Origin of the sequence: Paraburkholderia sp. SIMBA_054 (assembly GCF_046534875.1) — a bacterium.
Lineage (GTDB): Bacteria > Pseudomonadota > Gammaproteobacteria > Burkholderiales > Burkholderiaceae > Paraburkholderia > Paraburkholderia hospita.
This window is the reverse complement of sequence record NZ_JAWRXV010000015.1, coordinates 1-18,277: the sequence shown is the minus strand read 5'-3', so window position 1 is coordinate 18,277 and position 18,277 is coordinate 1. Positions and strand designations below refer to the sequence as shown.

Here is an 18,277-nt window from a genome sequence, read left to right as displayed (position 1 = left end):
TTTGCACTGCAAAAAAGCACCCAGAAGCACAGAGGTAAAGACCATGGCGGAAGACAGCACAGAAGAGTTGCCGAGCGTCGAAGAATTGATGCAGCGCATCGCGGAAAACTACGAATCGTTGCCGCGTCAGTTGAAGAGCGTGGCGACGTATCTGGAGCAGCATCGATCGAGCGTGATGGTGGATCGCACCAGCGACATTGCGACGAGTTGCGGCGTGCATCCGTCGGCTGTGGTGCGCTTCGCGCAGCGTTTCGGCTTTTCGGGTTTTTCCGACCTTCAGGCCGTGTTCCGCCAGGCTTACACGACGCAAGGCGCGTCGTCGCAGAGTTATCAGCAGCGCATTCGCAAGCTGATCGACGAGAAGCCGGGGCGGCTGTCGGGCGGCAGCGTCGCGCGCGAATTCGTGGCGGCATGCCGCGATGGTCTCGACGAACTGGAAGGCTCGCTCGACGACGCGCAGTTCGACGCCGCCGTGAAGATGCTGCAGCACGCCGACAACATCTATGTGATCGGCGTGCGGCGCTCGTTCCCCGTGGCGAGCTACATCGTCTACGCGTTGCAGCACACGCCCAAGCGCGTGCATCTCGTGTCGGGTTTCGGCGGGATGTATCGCGAGCAGATTCGCAGCGTGAAGAAGGGCGACGTCGTGATCGCGATCAGCTTCGCGCCTTACGGTAAAGAGACGCAGCATTGCCTGCGCGTCGCGCATCACCATCAGGCAAAGACGCTCGTCATTACGGATAGTCAGCTGTCGCCGCTCGCGCGCTATGCGAGCACGCAGTTGTATGTGAAAGAGGGCAGCGCGTTTGCATTCCGCTCGCTGACCAGCACGATCTGCCTGTGCCAGGCGCTGTTCATCGCGCTCGCGTACAAGCTGGAATTGAACGTAGAAGAGTCGACAGACACTGGAGGATACGATGACTGATGTGGCAGGCAAGACAATCGACGTAGCGGTGTTCGGCGCAGGGCGCATCGGCAAGATCCATGCGTCCAATCTTGCGCGGCAGCCGGGCGTCCGGCTCAAGTACGTGGTCGATGTGAACCGCGATGCAGCGGCTGCGCTCGCGGCGCAATACGGCGCGCAGGTTGCGGATATCGACGGCGCGATGGGCGATGCGTCGGTGGGCGCGACCGTGATCTGTTCGAGCACCGACACGCACGCCGATCTGATCCTGCAATCGGCGGCGCAGAAGAAGCATGTGTTCTGCGAGAAGCCTGTCGATCTGACGCTGGAACGTGCGCGCGCGTGCGCCGATGCGGTCGCGAAAGCGGGCATCGTCTGCATGATCGGCTTTCAGCGACGCTTCGATCCGACCTTCGCCGCGCTGAAGGCGCGCATCGACGCGGGCGAGATCGGCACGCCGGAAATGCTCGTCGTGACGAGCCGCGATCCGGGCGCGCCGCCTGTCGAGTACATCAAGCACTCGGGCGGCATCTTCAAGGACATGCTGATTCACGACTTCGACATTTTCCGCTGGATTCTCGATGACGAAGCGGACACGCTGCACGCGACGGGCAGTTGCCTGACCGATCCCGCGATCGCCGATGCGGGCGATATCGATTGCACGGCAGTGACGATCCGCACGAAGCGCGGGCGTCTGTGCCAGATCAACACGTCGCGGCGCGCTGCGTATGGCTACGACCAGCGCTTCGAACTGCTCGGCAGCGAGGGCATGCTGCAGGCGGGCAATGTGCGTCCGACGGAAGTCACTGCATATTCGAAGACGGCTGTATCGAGCGACGTGCCCGAGCATTTCTTTCTCGAACGCTATCGTGCCGCGTATGCGCTCGAAATCGCGCATTTCTTCGAGGCTGTCACGCAAGGCAAGCCGGTGCGCACGACGGTCGCCGACGGCCTGAAGGCGCTCGAACTCGCCGAAGCGGCGACGCGTTCGTGGCGCGAAGGGCGTGCCGTCAAGCTCAACGAGGCACTGTAATGAGCGGCCCGCTGCGGATAGGCGTGGTTGGGCTGGGGCGGCTCGGCAAGCGGCATGCGGAGAATCTCGCGTATCGCGTGTCGGGCGCGGCGCTGGTGGCCGCGTGCAGTCCCGTCGAAGAGGAACGCGCGTGGGCGCGCGCCACGTTGCCGGCGCCGCGTCTTTACGACGACTATCACGCGCTGCACGAAGACCGCGACGTGGATGCGGTGTGGCTCGTGACGCCGTCCGCGTTGCACGCGCAGCAGATCATCGATGCGTTGCGCGCGGGCAAGCATGTGTTCTGCGAGAAGCCGCTGTCGCTCGATCTGGCCGAGTGCGAGCGGGTGATCGCGGAGGCGCAGCGTCATCCCCAGTTGCAGGCGACCATTGGCTTCATGCGCCGTTTCGATCCGAGCTATCGCAGCGCGTTCGAGAAAATCGAGGCGGGCGCGATTGGCCGGCCGTTCATGGTGCGCTCGCAGACTTGCGACCAGAACGATCCCGAAGGTTTTTTCGTGCGCTTTGCGCCGACGTCGGGCGGGATATTTCTTGACTGCACGGTGCATGACATCGACGTCGCGCGATGGCTGCTCGGCATGCCGAAGGCGACGCGCGTCTATGCGAGCGGCGTGATCGCGTTGCACGAAGGGCTGCGTGAATTCGGCGACGTCGACAATGGCGTCGCGATCTGCGAGTTCGAAGGCGGGCGCATGGCGATGTTTTACGCGTCGCGCACGCTGGCGCACGGCAACGATACGGGCAGCGAGGTGATCGGCACGGCGGGCGCGCTGTATGTTGGGCGCAATCCGCGCGCGAACCGTGTCGAAATCGCTGACGCGAGCGGGATTCGCAACGAGTGCACGCCGACCTTCTTCGACCGTTTCGAGGATGCGTTTTTGTGCGAGGCGCAGGCGTTCGTCGCGGCTGTGCGGCAAGGCAAGCAGAGCGGGGCGACGTTGGCGGACGCGATGGAGGCGACTCGCGTTGGGTACGCGTTGCGTGAGTCGCTGGCGAGTGGACGTTCTGTTGATCTGTAGCGGCACGCACGCCCGGGCTGTTGCGGCTTGGGCGTGGGTTGAGCGCTTGCGTTAGAATTTGACCCTTCTGCATGAGCGCCGTAAATCCAGCACGAGCGCCGGCTCACGAAGGGCAACGTCGATGGAAATTCAGATTCATAAGGAAGTGGATGCGCGCGGTCTGAACTGTCCGCTGCCCATTCTGCGCGCCAAGAAGGCGCTGGCTGATATGGAAAGTGGTCAGATTCTCAAAGTGCTGGCGACGGATCCCGGCTCGCAGCGGGATTTTGCTGCGTTTTCTAAGCAGACTGGGAATGAGATTGTTGAGGTGACGACTACGTCGGATAAGGTTTTTGTGTTTTTAATGCGGAGACGGTGAAGTTTTTGCCTGCGGCGCGTTTGGTTTTTTGCTGGCATCCGCGATTTGTCGCTCTGCTTCAGGCGTTGCCGTGTGGTGTATTGGCCTTTGCGCTGGCATCCGCGTTATGCCTTCGTGCTTCAAGCGTTGCCCCTGTGCGGGGCGGCACCTACTTTTCTTTGCCGCCGCAAAGAAAAGTAGGCAAAAGAAAGCGGCTAACACCGCCAGCCCGTGTTCTTATCCACGGGCCCCCAACGTCCCCACGCTTCACGTGACAGTGCCCTGGTCGGTGCTCGTTGCCAACGCGCTGAATGAGCGCCTCACCCACTTCAAACACCCGCACACGTGCTAGCGGCAGCGAATGGTTTCTGCAGCCTAGGTGGCTAACTGTGTGTAGGTTGTCGCGTCGTATAACTTGGCGCTCTTACGGGGGGGGGGGCGCGTGCGCTATCGGTCCGAAGTGAGGCGTGTGGAGCACTTGGGCAGACACACAGTTTGCCACCTGGGTGGCGGTGGACTATCTGTCAAGGCATGCTGAAACGCGGGAGCGTGAAGCGGGTGAGGCGTACTGGAAGAGCGCTGGCAACGAACTTGAATCGAGAAGTTGCCGCGTGAAGTAAGGGACCGGTTGGGGTCCCTCAGGCAGGAAGAAATGTTGGCGGTGTGAGCCGCTTTCTTTTGCCTACTTTTCTTTGCGGCGGCAAAGAAAAGTAGGTGCCGCCCCGCACAGGGGCGACGCTTGAAGCACGAAGGCAATGCGCGGATGCCAGCGCAGAGTCATAACGCGGATGCCAGCTCAAGAACAAGCAAACCAACCAGCCGTCGCAGACAAAAACCTCAACCTTCCAACACCGGCGACCGAGTCCGCAAATACTCCTCAAAATCCGCAGCCACTTCCGGATGCCGAAGCGCAAACTCAACAGTAGCCTTCAGGTACCCCAACTTGCTACCGCAATCAAACCGCGTCCCGTGGTACTTATAAGCGAGCACCTGCTCATCAGCGAGCAACGACTGAATCGCATCCGTCAGCTGCAATTCGCCGCCGGCGCCCGGCTTCAACGCGCGAATATGATCGAAAATGCGGGGCTTCAACACATAGCGCCCAACCACGCCAAGGTTAGAAGGCGCAACCTCAGGCGCCGGCTTCTCCACGATGCCTGACATCTTGATGATGGCGTCTTCCCACTCCTTGCCATCGACGATCCCATACGAACTCGTCTCCGACGCCGGAATCTCTTCAACCCCGATCACCGAGCTGTGATAGTGATCGAACACCTCGATCATCTGCTGCATCACGGGCGGTTTGCCATACAGCAAATCATCCGCGAGGATCACGGCGAACGGATTGTCGCCCACCAGCTTCTCAGCGCACAGCACAGCGTGGCCCAGACCGAGCGCCTCCGGCTGACGCACATAGAAACAGTCCACATGGCTCGGCTTGATGCTGCGCACCAGCTCCAGCAGCTTCGCCTTGCCGCGCGCTTCCAGTTCCGCCTCGATTTCGTAGGACTTGTCGAAATGGTCCTCGATCGCCCGCTTGCTGCGACCCGTCACGAAGATCATCTCGGTGATGCCGGCCGCCATCGCTTCCTCGACCGCGTACTGGATCAGCGGCTTGTCGACGATAGGCAGCATCTCCTTCGGGCTGGCCTTGGTGGCAGGGAGGAAGCGGGTGCCGAGACCCGCGACCGGAAAGACCGCCTTTGTAACTTTTAGCATGTGTGTACCCTGCGTCCTCTGGTTTGGGATGCGCGCCGGCGCCGGTGGCTCGGCGCGCATGCAGCGTCAATCAGGCAGGCAAACGCGACAGTTGTGCCGTCAGCTTGCCAATCGTGGTCTGGTATTCTGCCAGCCTTTTCTGCTCCTGCTCAACGACCGCCGGCGGTGCTTTTGCAACAAAACTCTCGTTCTGCAGCTTGGCGTTACATTTCGAAACTTCTGCGCTCAGTCTCGCAATCTCTTTTGACAGGCGCTCGCGCTCTGCGGCAACGTCGATTTCCACCTTCAGCACAAGCTTGTCCGTTCCTACGATAGCAATCGGCGCGCCATGTGCTTGCGCATCCAGCGTCGCTTCGTCGGCGATGATCTGCACTTCGGACAAACGCGCCAACGCCTGCGCGTAAGGCGCGAACGACGCCAGGCGCTCCGCGTTGCCCGTCACCAGCAGCGGCACCTTCGTCGCCGGCGACAGGTTCATCTCGCCGCGCAGGTTCCGGCACGCGTCGATCACGGCTTTCAGATCGGCGGCCCATTGTTCGGCCGATTCGTCGATCTTGCCCGGCTCGGCGATCGGGTAGGGCTGCGTCATGATCGACGCCTCGCCTTCTGCCTTGCCTTCCGGGTACTTCGCCGCGAGCGGCGCCACCTTTTGCCACAACGCTTCCGTAATGAAAGGAATCACCGGGTGCGCGAGACGCAGCACCGTTTCGAGCACACGCAACAGCGTGCGGCGCGTGGCGCGCTGCTGCTCGGGCGTGCCCGTCTGGATCTGCACCTTCGCCAGTTCGAGATACCAGTCACAGTATTCGTCCCACACGAACTTGTATAGGGCGTTTGCCACATTGTCGAAACGATAGTCGGCAAATGCCTTTTCGACGTCGGCTTCGACGCGCTGAAGCAGCGACACGATCCAGCGATCGGCCTGCGAGAAGTCCGTGTAGCCGCCGGGGCCGCAATCGCCCGGTTGGCACGCGCCCGGCTTCGAGAAGCCGCAGTCGTGGCCTTCGCAGTTCATCAGCACGAAGCGCGTCGCGTTCCACAGCTTGTTGCAGAAGTTGCGATAGCCTTCGCAGCGCGCGAGGTCGAAGTTGACGTTGCGGCCGAGCGTCGCCATCGACGCCATCGTGAAGCGCAACGCATCCGTGCCGAACGCGGGAATGCCGTCGGGGAACTCCTTGCGCGTCTTCTTTTCGATCGACGCCGCCTGCTTCGGATTCATCAGGCCCGTGGTGCGCTTTGCGACGAGCGCATCGAGGTCGATGCCGTCGACGATATCGATCGGGTCGAGCGTATTGCCCTTGCTCTTCGACATCTTCTGGCCTTCGGCATCGCGCACCAGACCGTGCACGTAGACGGTGTCGAACGGCACCTTGCCGGTGAAGTGCGTGGTCATCATGACCATGCGCGCGACCCAGAAGAAGATGATGTCGAAGCCCGTCACCAGCACCGACGACGGCAGGAACGCCTTCAGTTCGGGCGTCTCTGCAGGCCAGCCGAGCGACGAGAACGGCACGAGCGCCGACGAGAACCACGTGTCGAGCACGTCTTCGTCGCGCTTGAGCGAGCCTTTGTAGCCTTCAGCGTCTGCCTTGGCGCGGGCTTCCTCTTCCGTCTTCGCGACGAAGATTTCGCCGTTATCGCCGTACCACGCGGGAATCTGGTGGCCCCACCACAATTGACGCGAGATGCACCAGTCCTGGATGTTTTCGAGCCACTGGTAATAAGTGGTCGTCCAGTTTTCCGGCACGAACTTGATCTGGCCGTTGCGCACCACATCGAGCGATGTTTCCGTGATCGACTTGCCCGGATTGAAGGTGCCTTCCGGCGCGGGCTTGGTCATGGCGACGAACCATTGGTCCGTGAGCATCGGTTCGATGACGACGTTCGTGCGGTCGCCGCGCGGCACCATGAGCTTGTGCGGCTTGACGGATTCGAGCAGCCCGAGCGCTTCCAGATCCGCGACCACCTGCTTGCGCGCTTCGAAGCGGTCCAGACCGCGATACTTTTCGGGCGCGTTGTCGTTGATCTTCGCGTCGAGCGTGAGGATTTCGATCTGCGGCAGCTTGTGGCGCTGGCCGACCTGATAGTCGTTGAAATCGTGCGCGGGCGTGACCTTCACGACGCCCGTGCCGAATTCGCGGTCCACGTAGTCGTCGGCGATGATGGGGATTTCGCGGTCCGTGAGCGGCAGCTTGACGGTCTTGCCGATCAGATGCGCGTAGCGCTCGTCTTCCGGGTGAACCATCGCGGCGACGTCGCCGAGCATGGTTTCAGGGCGCGTCGTGGCCACCGTCAGATGGCCCGAGCCGTCCGCGAGCGGGTACTGGATGTGCCACAGGTGGCCGTTTTCTTCCTCGCTGACCACTTCGAGATCGGACACGGCTGTGAGCAGCACCGGGTCCCAGTTGACGAGGCGCTTGCCACGGTAGATCAGGCCCTGTTCATACAGGCGCACGAACACGTCGCGCACGGCGGCCGACATCTTGTCGTCCATCGTGAAGTATTCGCGCGACCAGTCGATCGACGCGCCCAGACGGCGCACCTGGCCCGTGATCGTCGAACCGGACTGCTGCTTCCATTCCCACACGCGCTCGACGAACTTTTCGCGGCCGAGGTCATGGCGCGACACGCCCTGCGCGTCCAGCTGACGCTCGACGACGATCTGCGTCGCGATGCCCGCGTGGTCCGTGCCGGGCACCCACAGCGTGTTTTCGCCGAGCATCCGGTGGTAGCGCGTGAGGCCGTCCATGATCGTCTGGTTGAACGCGTGGCCCATGTGCAGCGTGCCCGTGACGTTGGGCGGCGGCAACTGGATCGAGAAATTCTTGCGGCCCGGCTCCATGGTCGGAGCGGCGTAGCCGCGTTTTTCCCATTCGGGGCCCCATTGGGACTCGATCGTCTGCGGCTCGAAACTCTTGGCCAGCGTGCTGTCGCTTGTCGTCATCGTCAAAATCTGCCGGAAAATGCGTGGAAAGATGCCTGAAACCTTGAATTATAAAGGGATGCGGCAGCGGCGGGCCGCGCTTGCCTGCGCGCCTGTGCATCACGGGCGCGAGCGGCTATGGAATCGGGGGCGGAAATCACGCGACGGGCAGCGCTGTCCCGCGGTCTTATAATGACGGACCACCCGCCGCAACCGTAGTCTCTTCTCGTCATCCATGCCCGAACTGCTCGCGAACCTGAACCCCGAACAACACGCCGCCGTCACGCTGCCGAACGAACCGGCGCTCATTCTGGCGGGCGCAGGCAGCGGCAAGACGCGCGTGCTGATCACGCGGATCGCGTGGCTGATCCAGCAGGGTCTCGCATCTCCGCCGACCATTCTCGGCGTCACCTTCACGAACAAGGCCGCGCGCGAAATGATGTCGCGCCTGTCGGCGCTGCTTCCCATCGACACGCGCGGCATGTGGATCGGCACGTTCCACGGCCTGTGCAACCGGATGCTGCGCGCGCATTTCCGCGACGCCGGTCTGCCGCAGACGTTCCAGATTCTCGATACGGCGGACCAGCTTTCCGCGATCAAGCGCCTGATGAAGGGCCTGAATATCGACGACGAGAAATATCCGGCGAAGAACCTGCAGTACTTCATCAACAACGCGAAGGAGCAGGGGCTGCGGGCGAAAGACGTCGACGCGTCCGACAACTTCAACCGCAAGTTCGTCGAACTGTATGAAGCGTACGACCAGCAATGCCAGCGCGAAGGCGTCGTCGATTTTCCGGAACTGCTGTTGCGCTGCTACGAACTGCTGTCGTACAACCCGCCGCTGCGCGCGCATTACCAGGCGCGCTTCCGTCATATTCTGGTCGACGAGTTCCAGGACACGAACAAGCTGCAATACGCGTGGCTCAAGCTGCTGGCGGGCGAGCACAACGCGATCTTCGCGGTCGGCGACGACGACCAGTCCATCTACGCGTTTCGCGGCGCGAACGTCGGCAACATGCGCGACTTCGAGCAGGAGTTCAAGGTTCGGAATCTGATCAAGCTGGAGCAGAACTATCGCTCGCACGGCCATATTCTCGATGCCGCGAATCATCTGATCGCGAACAATTCGCGGCGCCTGGGCAAGAACCTGCGCACCGACGCGGGCCACGGCGAGCCGGTGCGCGTCTACGAGGCAGCGACGGATTCGCAGGAAGCGGGCTGGATCGTCGAAGAGATTCGCGCGCTGATCAGCACGGGCGCGTCGCGCAGCGAGGTCGCCGTGCTGTACCGGAGCAACGCGCAGTCGCGGACGATCGAACATACGCTCGTGAATGCGGGCATTCCGTATCGCGTGTATGGCGGTTTGCGGTTCTTCGAGCGCCAGGAAGTGAAGCACGCGCTCGCGTATCTGCGCCTGATCGACAATCCGAACGACGACACGGCATTCGCGCGCGTCGTCAATTTCCCGACGCGCGGCATCGGCGCACGCTCGATCGAACAACTGGCGGACGCGGCGCGTTCGTACAACACGTCGATGGCGGTGGCGATTCCGTACGTGACGGGCAAGGCGGGCACGAGCCTCGGCGGGTTCGCGAACCTGATCGCGAAGATGCGCGCGGAAACGGCGCAGATGAGTCTGCCTGAAACGGTCGAATACGTGGTGCGCGCAAGCGGCCTGTCCGAGTTCTATCAGAACGAGCGTGAAGGTCAGGACCGGCTCGAGAACTTGCAAGAACTGGTGAACGCGGCGACGGCTTTCGTCAGTGAAGAAGGCTACGGCCTCGACACGCCCGCACGCTCGATTCCGCTGCGCCCGGGCGCGACGGCGGCGCCCGAACTCGTCGTCGCGACCGACGATTCTGGCGTCGACGTGCTCGACGCCGAGAATCCCGCCGATCCCGCGCAAAACCCCGACACGATGACGCCGCTCGCGGGCTTCCTGTCGCATGCGTCGCTCGAAGCGGGTGACAACCAGGCGCAAGCCGGCCAGGAGGCCGTGCAACTGATGACGGTGCACGCGGCGAAGGGTCTCGAATTCACGGCGGTGTTCATCACCGGCCTCGAAGAAGGGCTGTTCCCGCACGAGAATAGCGCGATGGAAACGGACGGCCTCGAAGAAGAGCGCCGCCTGATGTATGTCGCGATCACGCGTGCGAAGGAGCGGCTGTACCTGTCGTTCGCGCAGAGCCGGATGCTGCACGGCCAGACGCGCTACAACATCCGCTCGCGCTTCTTCGACGAATTGCCGCAGGAAACGCTCAAGTGGCTCACGCCGAAAGTCGAAGCGGGCGCGCGCTGGGGCGGCCGTTCCGATAACGCGGGCTGGGGCCGCGACTGGTTCTCGCGGCCGGACCGTCAGCAGGGTTATGGCGGCGGCGCGTCGACGGTGGCGAGCGCGCCTTTGCCCGCGTTTGCGAACGAGCAGCGCGCGGCGGACACGGGTTTCCGCGTCGGCCAGCAGGTATTCCACACGAAGTTCGGCGAAGGCACGGTCACCGCACTCGAAGGCGGCGGCGCCGATGCCAAAGCGCAGGTGAAGTTCAAGCGCCACGGCGAGAAATGGCTCGCGCTGGCCGTCGCGAAACTGCAGGCGGTCGAATGAGCGCGCTCCCGTCCGAAGCGACGATTCCGCGCCGTCCACTCGGCGTGATGGCGGCGCTGCCCGAGGAACTCGGCGATCTCGTCGCGGCGATGCGCGCAGAGGGTGCAGTTGAAACGATCACGCACGGCAAGCGCGACTATCACATCGGCACGGTGCACGGCGCGCCGTGCGTCGTGACGCTGGGGCGCGTCGGCAAGGTCGCGGCGGCGGCGACCGTGAGCGCGCTGATACACGCGTTCGATGTCGAGGCGGTGGTGTTCACGGGCGTTGCGGGCGGTGTCGGGCCGACGGTGCGAATCGGCGATATCGTCGTGGCCGAAACGTTGATGCAGCACGATCTGGATGCGTCGCCGCTTTTTCCGCGCTTCGAAGTGCCGCTGCTCGGCATCTCGCGCTTTGCCGCCGACGCGCCGTTGACGGCCGCGTTGGTCAACGCGTGCGATCGCTTCGTCGAAGAAGAGGGCGCGGCGCTGTCGCAGCGCTTTCTGACGGAGGCGGTGCCGACGGTGCACAGCGGCCTGATCATCAGCGGCGACCAGTTCGTCGCCAGCGCGACGTCCGTCGATCTGCTGCGTGCCGCATTGCCCGATGCGCTCGCGGTCGAGATGGAAGGCGCGGCGATCGCGCAAGTCTGCTACGAGTACAGCGTGCCTTGCGCGATCGTGCGGACCATTTCCGATACGGCGGACGCGCATGCGCCCGCGTCGTTCGTCACGTTTCTGACGGAGCTGGCGGGCACGTATTCGAGCGGGATTCTCAGGCGGTTTTTGTCGGCGCGCGGTTGAGACGCGCGCCGTTTTTCACGAGACTTACTTCGCGCTGAACGCGGCTGCGACGGCATCGCGGATCTGCTGCAATGCCGACGGGTCTTCAATAGTCGGCAGATCGCCGGGGTCGCGGCCTTCGGCGAGTGCCGCGATCGCGCGGCGCAACAGTTTGCCGGAGCGCGTCTTCGGCAGCATCGACACCAGCACGACATGCGCGGGCCGCGCGATCGCGCCGAGTTGGCGATCCACGGTCGCGCACAGTTCGGCGGAGAGTTTCACACGGGCTTCATCGGACTCGTACGCGCCGGCGTCGCGCACGACGACGAACGCCACGGCTGCCTGTCCTTTCACCTGATCCGTCACGCCGACCACGGCGACTTCCGCGACGGCCTTGTGCGCCGACAGCGCCTCTTCGATTTCGCGCGTGCCGAGGCGATGGCCCGCGACGTTGATCACGTCGTCGGTGCGGCCGAGGATCGTCACGTAGCCGTCTTCATCCTGAATGCCCCAGTCGAATGTCGAATAGAGCTGCTGGTTCGGCACGCTTTCCCAATACGTTTTGACGAAGCGTTTGTCGTCGCCCCAGACGGTCGACATGCAGCCGGGCGGCAACGGATAGCCGAGCGTGATGACGCCTTTTTCGCCGGGCGCGCACGGCTCACCCGTGTGCTCGTTGCGCAGCGTCAGGTCGTAGCCGTAGCAGGGCACGCCCGGTGAGCCGAGCTTTTGCGGCAGCGCTTCGACGCCGCGCTGGATCGCGAGAATCGGCCAGCCGGTTTCCGTCTGCCAGAAGTTGTCGACGACGGGTTTGCCGAGCGCATCGGTGATCCACGACGCCGTCGGCGCGTCGAGCGGTTCGCCCGCGAGGAAGAGCGTACGCAGGCTCGACAGATCGGCCTGTTTCAGAAGCGCCGGGTCTTGTTTCTTCAGCACGCGGATCGCGGTCGGCGCGGTGAACATCAGATTGATTTTGTACTGCTCGACGAGCCGCCACCAGATGCCGCCATCGGGACGGATGGGGGTGCCTTCGTACATGACGGTCGTGAGGCCCGCGATCAGCGGCGCGTAGACGATGTAGCTGTGGCCGACCACCCAGCCGACGTCGGACGCGGTGAACATCGTGTCACCCGCCTTGCCCTGGAAGATGTATTCCATCGATGCCGCGAGCGCGACCGCATAGCCGCCGACATCGCGCTGCACGCCTTTCGGCTTGCCCGTCGTGCCGGACGTGTAGAGCACGTACGAAGGTTCCGTCGATTCGAGCCATTCGCATTGCACGTGCGCGTCGAAGAATTGCTCGCGTAGGGGCTCGTAGGCGACGAGATACGGGGCGTTCAGGCGCTCGGGGGCCAGTTGCCGGTCGATCAGCAGCACCTTGGGCGTCTTGTGCGTCGCGCGCGATAGCGCTTCATCGACGAGCGGCGTGTAGTCGATCACCTTGCCTGCGCGCGCGCCGGCGTCGGCTGTGACGATCAGCGCGGGTTTTGCGTCGTCGATACGGGCGGCCAGATTTGGCGCGGCGAAGCCGCCGAATACGACCGAATGGATCGCGCCCAGGCGCGCGCATGCGAGCATCGCGAACACGGCTTCGGGGATCATCGGGAGATAGATGAGCACGCGGTCGCTGCGCTTGACGCCGAGCGAGCGCATCACGGCCGCCATCCGGTTCACTTCGGCGTGCAGATCGGCATAGGTGTAGCGGCGCTCGATGCCCGTTTCCGTCGATACGTAGATGAGTGCGTTCTGTTGTGCGCGTTGCGCGAGATGCCGGTCCACCGCGTTGTGGCACAGGTTCGTTTTGCCGCCGACGAACCAGCGTGCGAAAGGCGGGTTTGAGCGGTCGAGGACGGTGTCGAATGGGGTTTGCCAGTGGATGCGGTTGGCCTCTTCGCGCCAGAATTCTTCGGGGGATTCGATTGAGCGGCGGTGGAACTCGCGGTAAGTGGTCATTGGGCGTGGCCCCTCCAGGCTATGGCTTTTCGCTGGCGCGCGGGTTTGCACAGGATAGTGCAGGGGGGTGTTGCCGGCAACGCGGGTAGACCAGGGGTTCGGTTTGGTTTTGGTTTTGTCTGCGACGCAGGGTGGTTCGCTTTGGCTTGCGCTGGCATCCGGGTTGCGGTGTTTGCTGCGCAGGCGGTTTCGGTTGTGTGGGCCTTTGAGCTGGCATCCGCGTTATGCCTTCGTGCTTCACGCGTTGCCCCTGTGCGGGGCGGCACCTACTTTTCTTTGCCGCCGCAAAGAAAAGTAGGCAAAAGAAAGCGGCTAACACCGCCAGCCCGTGTTCTTATCCACGGGCCCCCAACGTCCCCACGCTTCACATGACAGTGCCCTGGTCGGTGCTCGTTGCCAACGCTTCGAATGAACGCCTCACCCACTTCAAACACCCGCACACGTGCTAGCGGCAGCGAATGGTTTCTGCAGCCCAGGTGGCAAACTGTGTGTAGGTTGTCGCGTCGTATAGCTTGGCGCTCTTACAGGGTGGGACGCGTGTACTATCGGTTCGAAGTGAGGCGTGTGTGGTACTACGGCCGACACACAGTTTGCCACCTGGGCGGCGGTGGACTATCTGGCAAGGCATGCTGAAACGCGGGAGCGTGAAGCGGGTGAGGCGCACTGCAAGAGCGCTGGCAACGAACTTGAATCGAGAAGTTGCCGCGAGAAGTAAGGGACCGGTTGGGGCCCCTCAGGCAGGAAGAAATGTTGGCGGTGTTAGCCGCTTTCTTTTGCCTACTTTTCTTTGCGGCGGCAAAGAAAAGTAGGTGCCGCCCCGCACAGGGGCGACGCATGAAGCACGAAGGCAAAGCGCGGATGCCAGCGCAACGGCAAACATACCGAACGGCGACGCCTAAAGCACGAAGGCAAAGCGCGGATGCCAGCGCAAAGGCAGGTCAAGCTTTGACTGACTTCCCTTCAACATCCGGCAAAAACACAGTCAAAATCCCGAGCAACGGCAAGAACGAGCAAACCTTGTACACATAGGCGATGCTAGTCGCGTCAGCCAGTTGACCCAGCACGGCTGCGCCGATACCGCCAAGCCCAAAGGCAAATCCAAAGAACAACCCGGCAACCATCCCGACCTTACCAGGAATGAGCTCCTGCGCATAAACGAGAATCGCCGAAAACGCCGACGCCAGCACGATACCGATAATGACGGTCAGCACCCCCGTCCAGAACAGATTCGCATACGGCAGCAGCAACGTGAACGGCGCAACACCAAGAATCGACACCCAGATCACATACTTACGGCCAATCCGGTCGCCAACCGGTCCACCGATCACGGTCCCCGCCGCGACAGCCGCAAGGAACACGAACAGATGCACCTGCGCGGCCTGCACGGGTAGATGGAACTTGTCGATCAGATAGAACGTGAAGTAGCTATTGATGCTGGTCAGATAGAAGTACTTCGAGAACACCAGCAGCACGAGAATGCTCATCGCGAACGCCACCTTGCCACGCGGCAGCGCCGTATGCGCAACCTGCCCGGCGCGCGCCTTTTTCGTCGCGGGATGATGCTTGTACCAGCGGCTGATATACGTGAGCACGAGAATCCCGACGAGCGCCGCCGCCGAAAACCACGCAATGCTGCGCTGGCCATGCGGAATCACGATCAGCGCCGCGAGCAGCGGCCCGAGCGACGAGCCGGCGTTGCCGCCCACCTGGAACAGCGACTGCGCGAGACCATGCTTGCCGCCCGACGCCATGCGCGCCACGCGCGACGACTCAGGGTGAAATACCGACGATCCGCAGCCAACCAGCGCCGCGGCGATCAGCAGCACGCCGAAGCTCGGCGCCACCGACATCAGCAGCAGGCCCGACAGCGTAAAGCCCATGCCGACCGGCAGCGAGTACGGCTTCGGATGCTTGTCCGTATAAATGCCGATCAGCGGCTGCAGCAGCGAGGCCGTGATCTGATACGTCAGCGTGATCAGGCCGATCTGCCCGAACGACAGCGAGAAATTCGCCTTCAGCATCGGATAGATCGCAAGGATCAACGACTGGATCATGTCGTTCATCAGATGCGAGAAGCTGATTGCGCCAAGGATCGAATAGACGGTCTTCGCTTGCGGCCGGGAGGCGGCAGGAGCAGAAGCTGAAGCGGCGGCGCCAGCCAGGGCGCCTTTGTCGAGGCTGGATTCCATGTGGTCGGTCAGGAGAGGGTGGCTCGGAAGCAGACGCCGGCAGTTGCGGCAAGGCCGTCGGCGACAGCAGATGTTTTTAGCGTTTGATGAAGTGTAGTGTGTCTCCCATCAATTGTCCGGACAAGTTTTGTCGTGATTCGGACATCTGTTGGCGCGTCAAACGAGCTTTCGTGCCTGCTTTTTGTGCGGCGGACACAGTCGGCGGCACCGGTATGGCGCGCCGTCCGGGCGAATTAGAGTAAAACTCACAGCGCAAAACGTGGGAAACGCGCCCAACGAATTTTGGCCAATGTATAAATCCGACGCGGCGTGCTGCCCACGAGGCGGCGCGCGCAGGACCGGGAAAATTGCCGGACGGACGGCCTCAAGAACGCCGCCGGCGATGCCGTCAACCCGGAGAGAAAAGCAGCAATGCCGGAACTGACCTTTTCGGCAGCACGACAAGCGGGGACGAGAAATATGAAAGCAGTTTCGCTGGGTGGCCAGACGGACGCGGGTTTCGTGCCGGATGGTGAAGCGGTGGGAGCACGGGCGCGTTCAGGCAAGCGGACGGCGGGCGGCAGGATGCGCGGCTGGTCGGTGAAGACGACCTTGCGGTTCGCCTTCGCTGTGCTGCTGGCGGGCACGCTGGCGATCGGCGTGTTTTCGCTCGCGCAGATCAGCCGCCTGAACGGGCAGATGCGCTCGATCTACGAGCAGGGCCATATCGCGAGCCGGGCTGCGGAGGAGGCGCGTGGCTACCTGCTGCGTTCGAGCCGCGCCCAGAAGATGCTGCTGACGGCGACGACCGCGAAAGAACGCGATGAGCTCGGCGCCGATATCGACAAAGGGCTGACGGGTTTGTCGGCCGAACTCAATACGCTCCAGCAATACGCCGATTCCGCCGCCGCCACTGCGCAGCAGAAGAAGTTCGCTGCCGCGATCGGCGTGTGGAGCGGGCATATGCGCGATTTCGTCACGCTCGTGAAGGCGCAGCCGCTCGACCTGTCGCAGATGAACTGGCAGGTCGGCACGACGGACGTGTCGCTGCTCGTCGAGACGGGCAAGCTCGAGAAGCTCGTCGATGAGCTGGTCGCGCAGCGCGGCACGGCCGCGAAGGCGACGATCGACGCGTCGTCGTTTATCTATCAATCGTCGTTCGTGATGATGGCCGTGATGACGATCGCGCTGATCGTGCTCGCGTTCGTCATCAGCGAGTGGGTCGTGCGGCGTCTCGCGCGGCAACTGGGCGGCGAGCCGGTGTACGCGAAGGAGATCGCGAGCCGTATCGCAGCGGGCGATCTGTCGAACGACATCGCGCTCGGCAAGCGCGACAACGGCAGCATGCTGTCCGCGCTGCGTGATATGCAGAATGGTCTGTCATCGACGGTCTCGCATATCGCGGCGAGCGCCGAGGCGATCGCGGCCGCGTCGGGGCAGATTTCGATGGGCAATCTCGACCTGTCGCAGCGCACCGAGCAGCAGGCGATGGCGCTCGAACGGACGGCGAGCAGCATGGAGGAGTTGACGTCGACGGTGCGTCAGAACGCGGACAACGCGAAGCAGGCGCGCACGCTTGCCGACAATGCGTCGTCGATTGCGGAGAAGGGCGGCGACGTGGTTGGCCGCGTGGTCACGACGATGGGCCAGATCAACGACAGCGCGAAGAGCATCGGCGACATCATCGGCGTGATCGAAGGGATTGCGTTCCAGACGAACATTCTCGCGTTGAATGCCGCCGTCGAGGCGGCGCGTGCGGGCGAGGAAGGGCGTGGGTTCTCGGTGGTGGCGGGTGAGGTGCGCAACCTTGCGCAGCGCAGCGCGGCGGCCGCCAAGGAGATCAAGACGCTGATCAGCGCGTCCGTCGAGCGGGCGAGCAACGGGTCTCAACTCGCGCAGGACGCCGGGCAGACGATGGACGAAGTCGTCAAGGCCGTGAAGCGTGTGACGGATATCATGGGGGAGATTTCCGCGGCTTCCGCCGAGCAGAGTTCTGGGATTGAGGAGATCAACCTCGCGGTGTCGCAGATGGATGCTGGGACTCAGCAGAATGCTGCACTCGTCGAGCAGGCTACTGCCGCTGCGCGGGCGTTGGATGATCAGGCGCAAGCGCTGAAGGTGGCTGTGGCGAAATTTTCGCTGCGGTGAAGGGGTGGTTTGTCTGCGACGCTTTGGTTTTTGACGTTGCGGGTGGTATCCGGGTTGGGGGCCTTTGCTGCGTGGGCAGTTTGGTTTGTTCTTTCGCTGGCATCCGCGTTATGTTTTCGTGCTTCACGCGTCGCCCCTGTGCGGGGCGGCACCTACTTTTCTTTGCCGCCGCAAAGAAAAGTAGGCAAAAGAAAGCGGCCAACACCGCCAATCCTTGTTCCTGCCTGAGGGCCCCCAACCGGTCCCACGCTTCACACGGCGACGTCTCATTTCATGCCCGTTGCTAACGCTTTGAATAAGCGCGTCACCCGCTTCAGACATCCGCACAAGGGCTGGCGGCAGCGAATCGTTTCTGCCGCCCAGGTGGCAAACTGTGTGTAGGTTGTCGCACCGCACAGGTTAGTGTTCTTACCAGAAACACCAGCCTTGCTTCCCAGTCCGGAGTGAGGCGCGAATGGCGCGAAAGCCTACACACAGTTTGCCACCTGGGCGGCGGTGGACTATCTGGCACGGCGTGCTGCGACGCGGGTGCATGAAGCGGGTGAGGCGTACAGAGAGAGCGTTGGCAACGCACGTGAACAGATGCGTTACCGCGTGAAGGACGGGGCCGTTGGGGGCCCTCAGGCAGGAAGAAGAATTAGCGGTGTGAGCCGCTTTCTTTTGCCTACTTTTCTTTGCGGCGGCAAAGAAAAGTAGGTGCCGCCCCG

Annotated in this window: 11 protein-coding genes; 7 read left to right on the top strand and 4 right to left on the bottom strand. The window is 62.8% G+C overall.

Annotated features, from left to right (window positions below; translation table 11 throughout):
- The first annotated feature begins 43 nt into the window (after nucleotides 1-43).
- The 4 genes from SB822_RS19425 to SB822_RS19410 all read left to right on the top strand — a co-directional run bounded on the left by SB822_RS19425 (nucleotide 44) and on the right by SB822_RS19410 (nucleotide 3,314).
- Nucleotides 44-925 carry a MurR/RpiR family transcriptional regulator gene (locus SB822_RS19425; protein WP_007750044.1) on the top strand — a complete coding sequence of 294 codons (882 nt, stop codon included), beginning with the start codon at nucleotides 44-46 and terminating at the stop codon, nucleotides 923-925.
- Nucleotides 918-1,937 carry an inositol 2-dehydrogenase gene (gene iolG / locus SB822_RS19420; RefSeq protein ID WP_090835729.1) on the top strand — a complete coding sequence of 340 codons (1,020 nt, stop codon included), beginning with the start codon at nucleotides 918-920 and terminating at the stop codon, nucleotides 1,935-1,937. The genes SB822_RS19425 and iolG overlap by 8 nt, the downstream gene beginning before the upstream one ends.
- Nucleotides 1,937-2,956, top strand: coding sequence for a Gfo/Idh/MocA family oxidoreductase (locus SB822_RS19415; protein WP_090835728.1), 1,020 nt, complete (start codon nucleotides 1,937-1,939; stop codon nucleotides 2,954-2,956). Before iolG ends, SB822_RS19415 begins: the two co-directional genes overlap by 1 nt.
- A gap of 127 nt (nucleotides 2,957-3,083) precedes the next feature.
- A complete protein-coding gene (locus tag SB822_RS19410) occupies nucleotides 3,084-3,314 on the top strand; it encodes a sulfurtransferase TusA family protein (RefSeq protein WP_035537843.1) in 231 nt (76 codons plus the stop codon).
- An 816-nt stretch (nucleotides 3,315-4,130) separates the two neighbouring features.
- Here SB822_RS19410 and galU read toward each other — a convergent pair.
- Nucleotides 4,131-5,012, bottom strand: coding sequence for a UTP--glucose-1-phosphate uridylyltransferase GalU (galU, locus tag SB822_RS19405; RefSeq protein WP_007576550.1), 882 nt, complete (start codon nucleotides 5,010-5,012; stop codon nucleotides 4,131-4,133).
- A gap of 70 nt (nucleotides 5,013-5,082) precedes the next feature.
- Nucleotides 5,083-7,956: a valine--tRNA ligase gene (locus tag SB822_RS19400; protein ID WP_090839149.1), complete on the bottom strand. Its 2,874-nt coding sequence runs from the start codon at nucleotides 7,954-7,956 to the stop codon at nucleotides 5,083-5,085.
- A 214-nt stretch (nucleotides 7,957-8,170) separates the two neighbouring features.
- Here SB822_RS19400 and SB822_RS19395 point away from each other — a divergent pair, with 214 nt between their 5' ends.
- The gene (locus tag SB822_RS19395) at nucleotides 8,171-10,537 is read left to right on the top strand and encodes a UvrD-helicase domain-containing protein (protein ID WP_090839147.1); all 2,367 of its coding nucleotides are present in this window, start codon (nucleotides 8,171-8,173) and stop codon (nucleotides 10,535-10,537) included.
- A complete protein-coding gene (locus SB822_RS19390) occupies nucleotides 10,534-11,322 on the top strand; it encodes a 5'-methylthioadenosine/adenosylhomocysteine nucleosidase (protein ID WP_090839145.1) in 789 nt (262 codons plus the stop codon). Before SB822_RS19395 ends, SB822_RS19390 begins: the two co-directional genes overlap by 4 nt.
- Before the next feature lie 24 nt (nucleotides 11,323-11,346).
- On the opposite strand, the gene SB822_RS19385 is transcribed toward SB822_RS19390, so the two are convergent.
- Both SB822_RS19385 and SB822_RS19380 read right to left on the bottom strand, forming a co-directional pair.
- Nucleotides 11,347-13,254 carry a propionate--CoA ligase gene (locus SB822_RS19385; protein ID WP_090839143.1) on the bottom strand — a complete coding sequence of 636 codons (1,908 nt, stop codon included), beginning with the start codon at nucleotides 13,252-13,254 and terminating at the stop codon, nucleotides 11,347-11,349.
- Between the two features lie 938 nt (nucleotides 13,255-14,192).
- A complete protein-coding gene (locus SB822_RS19380; RefSeq protein WP_090839140.1) occupies nucleotides 14,193-15,443 on the bottom strand; it encodes an MFS transporter in 1,251 nt (416 codons plus the stop codon).
- Nucleotides 15,444-15,902: 459 nt separating this feature from the next.
- Here SB822_RS19380 and SB822_RS19375 point away from each other — a divergent pair, with 459 nt between their 5' ends.
- Entirely contained in the window at nucleotides 15,903-17,570 is a 1,668-nt protein-coding gene (locus tag SB822_RS19375; RefSeq protein WP_079499951.1) for a methyl-accepting chemotaxis protein, read from the top strand.
- The last annotated feature ends 707 nt before the right edge of the window (nucleotides 17,571-18,277 follow it).

Excerpts from the sequence above, each read along its gene's own strand:
- SB822_RS19400 (WP_090839149.1), bottom strand. The coding sequence starts at position 7,956 with ATGACGACAAGCGACAGCACGCTGGCCAAGAGTTTCGAGCCGCAGACG.
- SB822_RS19425 (WP_007750044.1), top strand. The coding sequence starts at position 44 with ATGGCGGAAGACAGCACAGAAGAGTTGCCGAGCGTCGAAGAATTGATG.
- SB822_RS19375 (WP_079499951.1), top strand. The coding sequence starts at position 15,903 with ATGAAAGCAGTTTCGCTGGGTGGCCAGACGGACGCGGGTTTCGTGCCG.
- SB822_RS19395 (WP_090839147.1), top strand. The coding sequence starts at position 8,171 with ATGCCCGAACTGCTCGCGAACCTGAACCCCGAACAACACGCCGCCGTC.
- iolG (WP_090835729.1), top strand. The coding sequence starts at position 918 with ATGACTGATGTGGCAGGCAAGACAATCGACGTAGCGGTGTTCGGCGCA.
- SB822_RS19380 (WP_090839140.1), bottom strand. The coding sequence starts at position 15,443 with ATGGAATCCAGCCTCGACAAAGGCGCCCTGGCTGGCGCCGCCGCTTCA.
- SB822_RS19415 (WP_090835728.1), top strand. The coding sequence starts at position 1,937 with ATGAGCGGCCCGCTGCGGATAGGCGTGGTTGGGCTGGGGCGGCTCGGC.
- SB822_RS19390 (WP_090839145.1), top strand. The coding sequence starts at position 10,534 with ATGAGCGCGCTCCCGTCCGAAGCGACGATTCCGCGCCGTCCACTCGGC.
- SB822_RS19385 (WP_090839143.1), bottom strand. The coding sequence starts at position 13,254 with ATGACCACTTACCGCGAGTTCCACCGCCGCTCAATCGAATCCCCCGAA.
- galU (WP_007576550.1), bottom strand. The coding sequence starts at position 5,012 with ATGCTAAAAGTTACAAAGGCGGTCTTTCCGGTCGCGGGTCTCGGCACC.